12 protein-coding genes are annotated in these 13,429 nt (G+C 43.2%); 7 read left to right on the top strand and 5 right to left on the bottom strand.

Going from position 1 to position 13,429, the window contains the following annotated elements; all coding sequences use genetic code 11:
* The first annotated feature begins 134 nt into the window (after positions 1-134).
* From DC094_RS16665 to DC094_RS16650, 4 genes are all read left to right on the top strand, one after another.
* Positions 135-1,415 carry a uracil-xanthine permease family protein gene (locus DC094_RS16665; protein WP_116688255.1) on the top strand — a complete coding sequence of 427 codons (1,281 nt, stop codon included), beginning with the start codon at positions 135-137 and terminating at the stop codon, positions 1,413-1,415.
* 233 nt (positions 1,416-1,648) lie between these two features.
* Entirely contained in the window at positions 1,649-1,957 is a 309-nt protein-coding gene (locus DC094_RS16660) for a c-type cytochrome (RefSeq protein WP_116688341.1), read from the top strand.
* A gap of 350 nt (positions 1,958-2,307) precedes the next feature.
* Positions 2,308-3,684, top strand: a complete 1,377-nt coding sequence (locus DC094_RS16655; RefSeq protein WP_116688254.1) for a nicotinate phosphoribosyltransferase — start codon at positions 2,308-2,310, stop codon at positions 3,682-3,684.
* A gap of 107 nt (positions 3,685-3,791) precedes the next feature.
* Positions 3,792-6,089, top strand: a complete 2,298-nt coding sequence (locus DC094_RS16650; protein ID WP_133245588.1) for an FG-GAP repeat domain-containing protein — start codon at positions 3,792-3,794, stop codon at positions 6,087-6,089.
* A 42-nt stretch (positions 6,090-6,131) separates the two neighbouring features.
* Here the strand turns inward: DC094_RS16650 and DC094_RS16645 are convergent, their stop codons facing one another.
* On the bottom strand, positions 6,132-6,539 hold the full coding sequence (locus tag DC094_RS16645) for a hypothetical protein (RefSeq protein ID WP_116688252.1): 408 nt from the start codon (positions 6,537-6,539) through the stop codon (positions 6,132-6,134).
* A 143-nt stretch (positions 6,540-6,682) separates the two neighbouring features.
* On the opposite strand from DC094_RS16645, the gene DC094_RS16640 reads away from it, so the two are divergent.
* Positions 6,683-7,468: an RluA family pseudouridine synthase gene (locus DC094_RS16640; RefSeq protein WP_116688251.1), complete on the top strand. Its 786-nt coding sequence runs from the start codon at positions 6,683-6,685 to the stop codon at positions 7,466-7,468.
* Between the two features lie 114 nt (positions 7,469-7,582).
* Here the strand turns inward: DC094_RS16640 and DC094_RS16635 are convergent, their stop codons facing one another.
* The 3 genes from DC094_RS16635 to DC094_RS16625 all read right to left on the bottom strand — a co-directional run bounded on the left by DC094_RS16635 (position 7,583) and on the right by DC094_RS16625 (position 10,633).
* Complete coding sequence (locus DC094_RS16635) at positions 7,583-8,254, bottom strand: response regulator (protein WP_116688250.1); 672 nt, start codon at positions 8,252-8,254, stop codon at positions 7,583-7,585.
* 15 nt (positions 8,255-8,269) lie between these two features.
* Positions 8,270-9,736, bottom strand: a complete 1,467-nt coding sequence (locus tag DC094_RS16630) for an ATP-binding protein (protein ID WP_116688249.1) — start codon at positions 9,734-9,736, stop codon at positions 8,270-8,272.
* A 171-nt stretch (positions 9,737-9,907) separates the two neighbouring features.
* Positions 9,908-10,633 (bottom strand): hypothetical protein, encoded by a 726-nt coding sequence (locus DC094_RS16625; protein ID WP_133245587.1) that lies wholly within the window; start codon positions 10,631-10,633, stop codon positions 9,908-9,910.
* A 246-nt stretch (positions 10,634-10,879) separates the two neighbouring features.
* Here DC094_RS16625 and DC094_RS16620 point away from each other — a divergent pair, with 246 nt between their 5' ends.
* On the top strand, positions 10,880-11,335 hold the full coding sequence (locus DC094_RS16620) for an OsmC family protein (RefSeq protein ID WP_116688247.1): 456 nt from the start codon (positions 10,880-10,882) through the stop codon (positions 11,333-11,335).
* A gap of 56 nt (positions 11,336-11,391) precedes the next feature.
* On the opposite strand, the gene DC094_RS16615 is transcribed toward DC094_RS16620, so the two are convergent.
* A complete protein-coding gene (locus DC094_RS16615; RefSeq protein ID WP_116688340.1) occupies positions 11,392-12,294 on the bottom strand; it encodes a DMT family transporter in 903 nt (300 codons plus the stop codon).
* Between the two features lie 244 nt (positions 12,295-12,538).
* Here DC094_RS16615 and DC094_RS16610 point away from each other — a divergent pair, with 244 nt between their 5' ends.
* Positions 12,539-13,423 carry a helix-turn-helix domain-containing protein gene (locus tag DC094_RS16610; protein WP_116688246.1) on the top strand — a complete coding sequence of 295 codons (885 nt, stop codon included), beginning with the start codon at positions 12,539-12,541 and terminating at the stop codon, positions 13,421-13,423.
* Positions 13,424-13,429: the final 6 nt, after the last annotated feature.

Here is a 13,429-nt window from a genome sequence, read left to right as displayed (position 1 = left end):
TATAGAGTTAAAAATAGTGATTTTTCGTTCATCAGCCGAAAAATTGCCATCAATGAAAGATTCAAAACAGAATCTTCAAAATAACGATCAGTGGACGATCCAAACCAAAACAATTGACAAAAGACACCGAGACTATGAGCCAACAAAATAACACTTCGACTTTCCATAACGCATTAGCTGGTTCGCAAATGCTATTTGTCGCCTTTGGCGCAATGGTATTAATGCCGTTATTAACTGGATTGGATCCCAGCGTTGCCATGTTTGGCGCAGGTGCAGGCACCTTACTGTTTCAACTGGTTACCAAAAGAATGGTGCCGGTATTTTTAGCATCATCCTTTGCTTTTATTGCACCGATTACCTTCAGCGTTCAGTCATGGGGCCTTGCCTCTACCATGGGCGGTTTAATGGCAGTTGGTTTTGTCTATCTGATCCTTGGCCAAGTAGTTCGCTGGCGTGGAACTAAAATGCTCGAGCGCGTTTTACCGCCAATAGTCATCGGCCCAGTGATTATGGTGATTGGCTTAAACTTGGCACCGATTGCTGTGCAAATGGCGATGGGTAAAACCGGTGATGGTTCACTCGAACTATTTGCTTATAACGATGCCTTGATCGTATCAATGTCGGCGCTGGCAACCACTTTAGCCGTTGCTACTTTGGCCAAGGGCTTATTCCGCTTAATGCCAATTATGTGTGGCGTTCTGGTTGGCTCTCTTGTAGCTGCATTCCTTGGCATGCTCGATGGCAGCAAAATTGCTGAAGCGGCATGGTTTGCCATGCCTAATTTTACTGCGCCAGAATTTAACTGGCAGGCAATTTTATTCATGCTGCCAGTAGCAATTGCTCCAGCGATTGAACACATTGGCGATGTAATGGCGATTGGTAATGTTTCCGGTAAAGATTACGTTAAAAAACCAGGCCTACACCGCACCTTAACCGGCGACGGCATTGCAACCAGCTTTGCTGCTTGCCTCGGTGCACCACCAAACACGACTTACTCAGAAGTGACCGGCGCAGTAATGCTGACCAAAAACTTCAACCCAGTCACTATGACTTGGGCTGCTGGCTTCGCCATTTTACTGGCATTCTGCGGTAAGTTAGGCGCACTGCTACAGTCAATTCCTACTCCGGTAATGGGCGGTATTCTTATTTTGCTGTTTGGATCTATCGCAGCAATTGGCATGAGCAGCTTGGTCAAGAATCAGGTTGACCTGACTCAACAGCGTAACTTGTGCATTGTTGCAACGGTTCTGGTGTTGGGTATTGGTGGTATGGTGGTTGGCACTGCTGAATTCAGCCTAAGCGGAATCAGTTTATGTGGTGTTGTCGGTATTTTGTTGAACCTGATTTTGCCGCAATCCGATCGCCATACCTTAGCAACCCGTCCTGAATCTCATCAGGAAAATTCATCCGACTAATTTTATTCAAACTAATATCATTAGGTGGTGAGCAATCGGTCAATAGTTGCTCGCCTTTTCAACATTAATGCTTAACGACTTAAGCAGCTACTAGTCAAACTGTTCAACTGGCACTGAACACTTCATTGCATTAAGCTGGACAAGTGTTTGCTAGAATAAGCTTCGCAGTTGGCATAGTGATTGCTAAACTGTTCGGCATTAATGAATTTTGTTCCGTGATTGGAGACTTTAGAATGAAAAAAGCTGCGATGATTCTTGCACTGGCCTTGACCCCTTTTATTGCAAACGCTGCCGGTGATGCTGCTGCAGGTAAAGCAAAAGCAGGCATTTGTGCTGCATGCCACGGCGCTGCAGGTATTTCAGCTATCCCGACCTACCCAAATTTGGCTGGTCAGAAGGCGGCATATATTGAATCTTCACTGAAAGCATACAAAAACAAATCTAGAAAAGGCGGGCAGTCTGCAACTATGTACGGCATGGCAGCACCGTTAAGCGATGCAGATATCAAAAATTTGGCTGCTTATTACAGTGGATTAAAGTAATCGATTAGTCCCTTGCCAGATCGAATTAAAAAGGAGCCCTGCCAGGCTCCTTTTTCTTTGTCTAACTCAATAATTCAGTCACTTGCTAAAGCTTATTTTTGATTGCTTCTTTTAGCTATCACGTCTCGCTACACAGACTATCCCATCGAGCTTTGCGCCAAGATTTACACTAACAAGGTTTTGCAAACTTTGCGCACTCAAGGGGAATGCTGATTCCGTTGATCTGGCTCATCTGGCAGATTTGACTCTGTCACCGCATAGGTAGACCATCCACCCCCTTATTTTTCGTGATACGCCAGATAACTGTTAGCTAACTATTGCCATCGAGCAGTAGCCTCAGCAGAGCCAAAATGCATAATCTGATACTGAATACAGACTCCTACAAAACTTCTCACTACCTGCAATACCCACATGGGATTGGTAGAATTTCCAGCTATATAGAGTCCAGAGGCGGTAAGTACCCAGCTACGCTGTTTTTCGGTTTGCAGATGTTTTTAAAACAATATCTAAGCAAGCCAGTCACTCAACAAGACTTGGATGAAGCAGTAGAAGTTTGTCAGCTGCATGGTGTCCCGTTCAATACGGCAGGCTGGCAGCGAATCATTGATCAGCATCAGGGTTACTTACCGCTTGAAATTCAAGCAGTAGCAGAAGGCGAACTGGTACCTGTCAGTAATGTGCTGGTTCAGGTAATTAATACCGACCCTGATAGCGCCTGGCTCACCAGCTATATCGAAACCGCTTTGATCCGCGCGGTGTGGTATCCCACCACCGTTGCAACCATTTCTCATTACTGCAAAGACACCATTGACAGCTATTTACAGTCAACCGCCGAAAACAGTGACGATCTGGCGTTCAAACTGCATGATTTTGGTGCCCGCGGTGCTAGCTCTGAAGAAGCATCTGCTTTAGGTGGCATCGCCCATCTAGTGAGCTTTATGGGCAGCGATAATTTATCCGGTGTCATGGCTGCTCGCCGTTACTATGACGAGCCAATGGCTGGGTTTTCGATTCCGGCTGCCGAACACAGCACCATTACCAGTTGGGGCCGCGAAGGCGAACAAGATGCCTATGCCAATATGCTCAAGCAATTTGGTGGCGAAGGAAAACTGGTTGCCGTGGTCAGTGATTCCTACGACTTGTGGAATGCGATTGATAACATCTGGGGCAAATCGTTAAAAGAACAAGTTATCAACAGCGGCGGTACACTGGTGGTTCGCCCAGATTCTGGCAACCCAGTGTCTTTGGTGCCTGAAGCAGTGGAAAAGCTGATGGATATCTTCGGTTACACCACTAATAGCAAAGGCTATAAATTACTACCTAAGTTTATTCGCCTAATCCAAGGCGATGGTGTTTCACCTGAAACGATTCGCTGCATTTTAGAGTCAATGAAACAACGTGGTTTAAGCGCCGCCAACCTAACGTTTGGTATGGGTGCCGAATTACTGCAAAAAGTAAACCGAGATACCCAGCGTTTTGCTATGAAAGCTTCTGCCATTGAAGATCAAAATGGCTGGCGAGACATTTTTAAAGATCCAATTACTGACCCAGGTAAAAAATCCAAAGCCGGTCGATTAGCACTGATTTTAAAAGATGGCGTTTATACCACGGTTCGCGAAGACCAAAGTGTGCTTGCTGACAACCAGCTGAGGACCGTTTACCACAACGGTAAGCTATTCAATCAAATAACTTTTTCTGATGTTCGTAAGAGAGCCGCTAGTAAATAGTGCAAAATGGCCTTCTTTTCACTTGAAGGCTGTATCCCATAAACTAACAACCTATAGCAAAACCCCATCTATAATTTTGATAGTTTCTGAAAATGGCTATCAAAATTATGAAAAAAGAATACCTTGCGTACTTTCTACTAGTATTATTTTCTCCTGCATCGTACTCAATCGAACTTTATCCGCAAGCGATCGAAGCATACGAAAATACGCCTGTTGTTATTGACGTGCTGCATAATGCAAGCGGTGCATTACCTAGTACATTGAGCATCAGCCAGCAACCTAGAGCTGGTACCTATTCTCAAAGAGTATTCACCCCTTACCCTACCTCACATCAAGGCAATATTGGCTATCAGATTGAAGTAGTTGATGGCAAGGTGGTTTTCCAGCCGGCTCCAGATTATTCAGAAAGCTATTCTTTTGATTTTCAAGCTGAAGATGCAGAAGGAAATTCAGATCAGAGCTTCTACTTGGTTCATGTTCAACCCGTCAACCAAAGAGCCGAAGTCACGGTGCCTCTAGAAGAGCATCTTTTCAACGCAAACTTTTCCAGAAACTGGGTACCGTTGGTAAATGATCCAGATAACAGTGAGATAATATCAGTCTCAGGTAGTCATCAAAACGCTGGTGTCATTCGCGATATCAGTTTAAATACTTATTATGATCCACACAATTTAACCCTAGTGGCTAATGCCAGAGGCATAGAAAAAACTTTCAGCTTAGTCACTACGCAGGGAGACACTGCACCCAACATAGCGACCACTTTAATCAATGTTTATGGCGGTCGAATATCCGACACCGCCATATCACAAACAATCCCAGCGATTAGCCTGCCTTCTCAAGAACAAACATTTAAATATTACCTTTCCCAGAACAATCCTTTCGTTGAAAGCAATTACAACGGCCAGTTAACAATTGAATTAGAAGGTGATTTTTCTTTAGATGAATTACCCGAAACTTGTGATATGACTAACGCGGTCAATTTTACCGGAAAAATTTTAACCTGCGAAGTTACCGTTCCTCATGACACAAGCTTACAAATCGATGTTCCGCTCACTACCGGGGCTAAAGGCATTATTATCAGCCGTGCTAGTTTGCCAATTGCAAACGATGAAATCCGCCACTTCGACAACATTAGTGAACAGTCATTACCTGTAGTTGATCAAATTGTTAGCCCATCTGGTAACGTTCAAACCAGTTTTATTCCGGGCCCAGCTTTGCTATTAGATATTAACAACGACAACTTGGACGATCTTTTAGTTGCACCTGCCAGCTTCGGAAAACCTCGTTGGTACTTGAATAATGGCAACGGTGGATTTACGGCCAGTAACTTTTTGTTTGCTCCAATTGACGCACAAGTCATTGTAAAAGGTGATCTTGACGGTGATAGCAACCCAGACGTTGTGTTGCTTGGGCGTTACGGTGAATTTCAACAATACGAACAACAAGGAACAAGGCTCGTTTTACAAACAGCCAAACATCAATGGAGTCGCAACCAAGCCCATGTAACTTCAGCAATCATCGTCGATTTAAACAACAATCCAAATGGCGAGCTTTATGTTACTGGCGATGCATTTTATGCTCGCTATAAAAATAATGATGGCCTACTCAAAACGCCAGCAAATGATGACTGGTTCGGATCCAACATCTCAGGAGTTAGCCTAGCGACTGGGCAGTTGAATAATACGCTGTTCAATGAACTGATTGCTGACAACCTAAGTGGCAACATTCAACTGTTCAATAATCCTGGTAATGGCAACGCAAATTCGCTAGACATTTCAGATTTACTTTCTAATGAAAATAGTTTCTTTCAAACTTTATTAATCGATGATGTCGATAAAAATAGCTTCGACGATGTTATCTTAATTGCTCGATCTGAGAAAAACACTCAAGATCAAGACTTTCACATCATCGATTTATTAATCGAAAGAAAAAACATCGAAAGAAATAGCAACATTAAACTATTAAAAAATAATGACTCATCTTTAACACTACAAGATTCTCTATTAATACCAGATGTGCATAATGCTTTAGCGGTCGACATGGATAACGACCAAGACAACGAATTGCTCATTCATACATCTAACGGTGCAGTGCTTTTATTAAAAAATCATCGGGGTACTTATCAAAATCCCAACTTGGGTTTGGTATCATTAACTAGTAGCCAATTGTTGGTTGGGCGACTCACTAATGATTTAACCCCCGACATATTAATTCTTCAAACTGACGGAATGATCAAAACGGCGTTGATCACAGAACCTTTAATTGCGCCAACTCCACTCACTACCGAAGAATCACTAGCGGCATCAAGTGGTGGAGGCTCAATTTCTCGCGTGGCAATATTCTTAACTTTTCTGACAAGCCTGCTGATCATCATCAGACTTCGAACAAAAAAATCCCCGAATTAATCGGGGATTTTTTTATCCTGAAGATCGCATTCAAACAGGAAATCAAATACTGTTTTGCTGGCAGCCTTTATAGCCGGCTTTCATACCATGCCCACCTGAGTGCCTGCCAGAGTGTCCGCGCTTTCCTTGACCAGGCTTGATGCTTTTAAATTGCTCTAATTGCTCTGCAGTAATCAAACCTTGTAGCTTAGATGCCGTTTCACTTCTTAGCTGCTGCATCTCATCGCGATTTGACCTTCTTAACACCACACGTTTATCGTGCTGAGATTGCATTACTTCAATGAAAGCTGCACGATTCTCTGGTGCAACATTCATCCAACTGGCCATTTTTTCAAAATCTGGTGTGCCATTATGATGACCACCACCAAAACCTTGGGCCATTGCAGTGCCGCTCATTGCTGCTACACCGATCATTGCACTAGCAATAACTGCCATCATTGCTTTTCTCATTTTCCTACCCTCACGCTTATTAGCTAAATCTTGCTCCGACAACCTAATAATCCAACACTAATTGGCAGCAATTAAGTAGCAAAGATGAATATAACAAATATTTAATCAACAATTAACTACATTCATTAGGAAACCATCTTAAAATGCCGACCGATGCACTAAAAAAAATTAATGCTGATGATTTTGTCGCACCTGAATGTAAGGCTGAAATTGAAGTTTTGTATCAAGATGACGATATTTTAGTCATCAATAAACCGAGTGGTTTATTAAGCCTATCCGGCAAAAACCCTAAAAATCTAGACTCTGTGCACTATCGACTACGCCAGCTATTTCCAACCTGCACCATGATTCACCGTTTAGATTTAGGTACATCGGGTATTATGTTATTGGCATTAAATAAACCGGCCAACAAACAACTATGCCATCAGTTCAGCCATCGTGAAGTAAGTAAGCGTTATATCGCAATGTTAGCTGGGCAACTTGAGCTTGATGCAGGAGTGATTGACCTACCGATTATTAAAGATGAGTTTCCACGGCATAAGGTATTTGTCGAAGGAGATAATAATCTAGCAGCGCTCGATAGTGTTCAGCAGCAGAACATCGGCAATCAAAAGTACCAAAAGAAAGCGCCCAGCCCAAAGCCAGCACAAAGTCGTTATCAAGTGATAAAGCGCTTTAGTAATCCTGATTCTACTCTGGTCGAATTCGAGCCGATCACAGGTCGTACACATCAACTAAGAATACATAGTCAAGCGATTGACCATTCAATATTAGGCTGTGATTTATATGCAAGTTCTGAAGTACATGCGCTTGCGCCGCGTTTAATGCTGCATGCCAGTGAATTGAGTTTTCATCACCCAGTGAGTGGAGAAACCATGCACTTTGTTTGCCCTGCTCGGTTTCATTGCGATGAACACTATTGCGTATAAGTACCAACGCTTTCTGGTTATCTAGTGACAACCAACAAATATTTTAAAACTAAGTTAAAAAAACGACACACCTAATGGCATGCCGTTTTATTTATCGTCAGAATTTCTGATTAATTACTCTGGGTATTCAATTTTATAACCAGCACCATATACCGAACGAATTAGTTCTTTACCTGCAGTAATTGCATCTAGCTTGCGGCGTAACTTTTTAATATGGCTATCGATAGTTCGATCGCTGACCACTCGATGGTCATTATAAATACTATCCATTAATTGCTGGCGAGAGAAAATACGCCCTGGCTCTTTAGCCAGCTTCTCAATCAAGTGAAATTCAACTGTGGTCAAGATTAATGACTCACCCTGCCAGCTAACTTGAAAACGATGTGGATCTAACTGCAACTGGTGCTCTGGCTCAGGAGACATATGAACTCGGCGCAGCACTGCCTTAACTCGAGCGATCACTTCGCGCGGGCTATATGGCTTACAAATATAATCATCTGCGCCTAGTTCCAAACCTAGCAAACGATCAATTTCTTCAACTTTTGCAGTGGTCATTAACACCGGCAACTGAGAAAACTGACGAATTTCCCGGCAAATTTCCATGCCGTCTTTACCCGGCAACATTAAATCTAACAGCACTAAATCTGGCTGATTTTCCTTTACCCAATCTACTGCGCTCAAACCTTCATCAATCCAGTGGGTGCGATAATTATTTTTTTGCAGATATTGAATCAGTACTTCAGCCAGTTTTGGCTCATCTTCAACGATCAAGATTAATGGTTCCATGTGATTCACCAATTATTAATGTTTAGATTCGCGTTTTTCGCGCTTAACTTCGCTCAATGGCAAGCGTATTTTTATCGCCAAACCACCTAACTCCGAGTGCTGGGCAACAACATCGCCCCGGTGCGCTTTTACAATACTTTTAGCAATCGCTAGCCCCAAACCACTGCCGCCGAGTGCTCGACTACGACTGCGATCGACTCTGAATAATCGCTCAAACAATTTTTCCAAATGTTCATCACCCACTCCAGGCGATGAATCCTGCCAGCTGATTTCCAGCTCTTTGGAGGATTTAAACTGTTCAAAATCGAGGATTACTTGTACTTGACCTGGGCTATCGCTATAGCGAATTGAGTTACTAGCCAGGTTAGAAAATAACTGCACCAGTCTCTGATAGTCGCCATTAACGGTTCGTGGTTTACCTAGAATTTCCATTTTTGGCGTCAAACCTTTTTCAGAGAATGAAGCGGCAAAACGATCCATCACCTGACTTACCAAACTATCGATATCTAGCGGCTCCAGTTCATAACTTAAGCTGCCTTGATCGGCTCTACTGAGCTGATGTAAATCATCAATTAATCGAGCCAACTGGCTGGCTTCTTGATGAAGCGAATCAATTGCCGATAAATCTAGATCTCGAACACCATCTTGCAACGCTTCCATTTCACTTTTCATTACCGCCAATGGCGTGCGTAACTCATGGGCAATATCGGCAACCCAACGACGCTGGCTATCATCGTACTCGCCAAGCGTTTCTGCCATGTGATTGAAGTCATCCGCTAGCTGACCTAATTCATCACGGCTAGTAATTGAAACTCGGGCTTGATAATCACGGCGGCTGGAAAGTCGACTCATCGCAGCAGAAATTCGTTGCACCGGTTTTACCAACAAGGTTGATAATGGCCAAGAAATTAACAAACTAATGGCTAGCGCAATCAGCGCCACGACCCGGAACAAATGATTTTGCTGTTCGATAAATAATCGGTCTACTTCACTAGCAACCTGAAGCAACCTCGGCTCAGCCAACCAGCCAAGCAATCGCCCTTCCTTGTCAACCAATGATGTTTTAATTAACGGCTGTCCTACTAGCGGGCGGCGGCCAACAATTAACTGACCGGCAGCATCAAATAACATTAAACGTACCGGCAGTAACTTACCTACCTGACGTTTTTTTCTATGCCCCCAACGTTCACGCCCTTGCTCACGACGCTCCCCTTCAATACTTCGAACACGCACCCACAATTGCCGACTGACCAAGCGCCAATTATCTGCCAGACTAAAACTTGGCCATTGCGTAGGATCTGGATAAATTTCAGTGAGTGCTTGGCCGTAATCTTCTAACTGTTGCTCCCGGGCGGTATTCAAATATCCAATAAAGCCTTGTTGAAAGCTTTCTCGGACACCGATATAAATTCCGGCACACAGCATTAGGGAGAAAATCCCGAGGAAAATAGCAAGCTTAAAGCGGATACTTGGGTTGGGCATAAGTCGATTCGTCTCTGTCTCAGAGCAAATTGTAACCAGCTAGTTTTTGGAAGACAGAGCAAACCGATCATTTGCACATTTTTTTATCATTATTAGCAGTGCATCTACTTGCTAAAAATTACCGATTGTTTGAAATCAACTGCGCACTACACCCAATGCCCGGTCAACTTTCTATTCAACAAAATAATTAATAAACCGCTGCAGCCCTTGGTTAAAACTCTGACCCAGCAAAGCCGAGCCCGCTGCTAAGCCAAACAATTTAGCTTGTTGATTAACCGAACGCTGGGTCAAACATTGGCGGGTTAACCTGCCTTGTTTCAATTCAACAACAGCCACCAGCTGCTCGACTTGTTGCAATGTTTTCAATTGCTGCAATGAAAGTTGATAAGTACGGCTAGATCGCTTGCTTTGCACCCGAGTCACCCAATCGCCAGAGCGACGATCAAAATATCGAGAATCGGTTTCAATCATGCTTCGCGGGTCATTAGTGTGCAGCCATAGCTCTTGCGCCTTGCCATCCGCCAGTCGATAAGCCATCGCCAATGAAGGCCCATCTGCAATTGGAAACAAGCCATTTAAATTGACTCGTAATGCAAAACCCTGATCACTTTTCTCAACATCAAACATCAGCAGGTTATCGCATGGAATATGACTAATGCCGTTATCCAGCAATCGATTAATATCCAGAGCCACTTCGGCTTGTACCACTTCAGGCTGATCAATCTTAGCCAAGCTCGTGTTAGTTGGCTTCACCGATTGGCAACCGGTCAGTGGCAACAGTAAAAAAATTGCAGCGAAATACTTCAGCAAACTACTCAAGTCCTTAACTACCCACTCCGCTCGAACTGATTGAGTTGAAATTAAACCACCGACTAACATATCCATCTCCAATTTCACTGCAAACTACTTAAAAGCAATCAAAAAAAAACGCTCCAAAGCAGTATAACTGCCTCAAGCCTTAACGCATTTTCGCTGGTGTCTGAGCAGAAGATTATGCCCAAGCCACTTTAACATGCCCATTCCTGCACTTTGAAGTGGCTTGGATATATAGCAATAGAAGTGAATTTATGGATTGAAAATTGTCGCCACCAACTATATATTAGCAATATCTAATTCAATATTAATCAAGAGAGCATCGTCATAGTGGCCAAACTTAAAACCATACAAATTCAAGCAAGCATGGGTAGCGGCTGTTTAATATCTAGCGATATTCGAGGCCACAAGGTTACCATCGACCAGCCAAAGCCAGCGGGCGGTGATGACAGCGCTCCCAGTCCTTTAGAATACTTTTTGTTTTCACTCGGCGGCTGCATAGCCAGCATTGGCCGAATTGTTGCCAAGCAACAGAAAATCGATTTGCGCGGCATGGATGTTCAAGTGACCGGTGAAATGAATCCAGCAGGATTAATGGGCGCAAACACTGACGACCCTGTCGGCTTTAAACGCATTGATGTTCAGGCAGAAATTAATGCTGATTTATCTGATACAGAAAAGCAGGCTTTTCTTGATGAGGTTTGTCGCCGTTGTCCGGTGCATGACAATTTGCACGGCACTGCCAAATTAAGCCATGGCTTATCGCCAGAAACCGAAGTGGCTTAATCTTTATTGAGAGCGCAGATAGCCTATCTGTGCTCCCATATTTTATCGCTAAAAACCTACGTTGCCGGAAGGTTTCTTTTTAAAAATTTCAGACGGCTTGGAATTTTAGCAAAGATCACTAAATTTCCCGCAATTACCAACGCCAATCCAACAAAAGCCATCATTGACCATTGGTAACCTTCCAACCAGCTAGACATCAATAAAGCCACCACCGGAAACAGTACCGTTGAATAAGCCGCTTTATCGGCACCAATTCTACCGACTAATAATAAATAAGTCGTAAAAGCTATTACGGTACCAAATACAGCTAAATAGCCTAATGACGCACTATATTGCCAACTCATATCAAAGTTATATTGCGCATCTCCCAAACCTGTTAACAGCAAAAGAATTAGCACACCATAGAGTAAGCCCCAGCTATTGGTGGTTGGTGGTCGAAGCCCTTTCTTTTGATGGCGAACTGAAATCATATTGCCCATTGAAAACAGCCAAGTACCTAAAGTCGCTAATCCCAAACCTTGCAATAATTCAGGTTTCATTTCACCAGAAAATTCAGGTGCAAACAAAGCGGTAATTCCGGTTAAACCAATCGCTGACCCTAACAAAACTCTTATCGAAGGTTTTTGGCCAAAAACCCACCAACCATTCAATGCGTTCATCACTGTTGCAAATGAGAACACCACCGCCAACAAACCACTGGTAATAGTTTGAGTTGCGGTATAAAAACATAAAAAATTAAAACTGAATAAAGTGGCGCCCTGAGCGAAACAAAACAAGTGATCTTTGCCATTAATCGGTTGCAGCCGTCTGCCCATAATCAGCCACATCACGATACATGCCAGTGCAAAACGATAGAGCATCGATACTTCAATATCGACCACACCCAGCTGCAATTTGATCGCATACCAGGTGGTTCCCCAAATCAGTACCGTTGCCAGATACAAAAAACCGTTAAACATCAGACTATCCATAAGCTGCTAATCAGGCAAGCTTACCGGGTTGGCGACTCAATGCTTGTCTGGAATTGCGTAAATGTTCTGAGATTGCGATTTTATGATTTAACAACTGAAACTTGCTTGTTTGTATTTGTCTGTTTTGCAGGAATACTTGCTGCTCCCCTCGTGCCCCTTTACTATCACAAGGCTTAACCTCTCTATCTTAACCCAGTTAATTTAGCCTGATTCATCGGTAGGAAGTTGCATTGTGATCAAACCATCAAAAGCATCTGTACATGTTTTCCAGCAGTTGCACAGCTCGCGTGCCACGCTGGCAGCATCTGCTGGTTTTGGTGATCAGATGCAACTGGCACGCTGGAAAAATAATCATGACCATACTCATTATCACAAACCAGGCCACCATACGCTGAGTTGCTACCTGGATGGTGGCTATCAGATGCAGCGAGTGAAACGCGGTCAGGGTTTAAAAGGTGGCGCACCCGGTAGAATCTGCTTAATGCCAGAAGACCATGAATCTGAATGGTTGGTTGGTGATGCGGTTGATTTCATGCACTTGTATTTTGAAGGGCGGCATCTCAAGCAATTGGCAGAAAAAATATCTGATAAAGAATGCCGATATTTACAACTAGAAGATTTAACTTTTACCGATGATTTATGGATTAGTAACTTATGCCAGCAGCTGATTTTACCGCTAGATTGGCAGGACAAATCAGATCAGTTAGCACTAGAAAATGCCAGCCAAATGTTAATGCTGCATTTAATTAAACAATACGGAAATATCGATTGGAAAACACCGCAAGTACGTGGTGGTTTAGCGCCGAGCGTGCTGCGTAAACTCACCGATTATATTGATCAGTATCTGGATCAGAAATTAACGGTTACTGAGCTGGCACAAGTTGCGCAATTAAGTGAATATCATTTGTGTCGGATGTTTAAACAATCGACGGGACAAACATTGCAGCAATTTGTCATGCAGCAACGATTGGAAACTGCCAAAACACTTTTACTACAAGGTAATTTATCAGTGCAACAGGTGGCATTAAATTGTGGGTTTTCCAGTGCCAGTCATTTCAGTAAGCGGTTTTCTCAAAAATATCAAAAAACACCAAACAAAATAAACAAGGGGGAGTAAGCTCCT

Source organism: Pelagibaculum spongiae, from assembly GCF_003097315.1.
Taxonomy (GTDB): Bacteria; Pseudomonadota; Gammaproteobacteria; order Enterobacterales; family Pelagibaculaceae; genus Pelagibaculum; species Pelagibaculum spongiae.
This window is presented reverse-complemented; position numbering and strand designations above follow the sequence as displayed.

What these genes read in the sequence shown, in the direction of transcription:
- DC094_RS16665 (WP_116688255.1), top strand. Translation starts at nt 135, where the DNA reads ATGAGCCAACAAAATAACACTTCGACTTTCCATAACGCATTAGCTGGT.
- DC094_RS16660 (WP_116688341.1), top strand. Translation starts at nt 1,649, where the DNA reads ATGAAAAAAGCTGCGATGATTCTTGCACTGGCCTTGACCCCTTTTATT.
- DC094_RS16655 (WP_116688254.1), top strand. Translation starts at nt 2,308, where the DNA reads ATGCATAATCTGATACTGAATACAGACTCCTACAAAACTTCTCACTAC.
- DC094_RS16650 (WP_133245588.1), top strand. Translation starts at nt 3,792, where the DNA reads ATGAAAAAAGAATACCTTGCGTACTTTCTACTAGTATTATTTTCTCCT.
- DC094_RS16645 (WP_116688252.1), bottom strand. Translation starts at nt 6,539, where the DNA reads ATGAGAAAAGCAATGATGGCAGTTATTGCTAGTGCAATGATCGGTGTA.
- DC094_RS16640 (WP_116688251.1), top strand. Translation starts at nt 6,683, where the DNA reads ATGCCGACCGATGCACTAAAAAAAATTAATGCTGATGATTTTGTCGCA.
- DC094_RS16635 (WP_116688250.1), bottom strand. Translation starts at nt 8,254, where the DNA reads ATGGAACCATTAATCTTGATCGTTGAAGATGAGCCAAAACTGGCTGAA.
- DC094_RS16630 (WP_116688249.1), bottom strand. Translation starts at nt 9,736, where the DNA reads ATGCCCAACCCAAGTATCCGCTTTAAGCTTGCTATTTTCCTCGGGATT.
- DC094_RS16615 (WP_116688340.1), bottom strand. Translation starts at nt 12,294, where the DNA reads ATGTTTAACGGTTTTTTGTATCTGGCAACGGTACTGATTTGGGGAACC.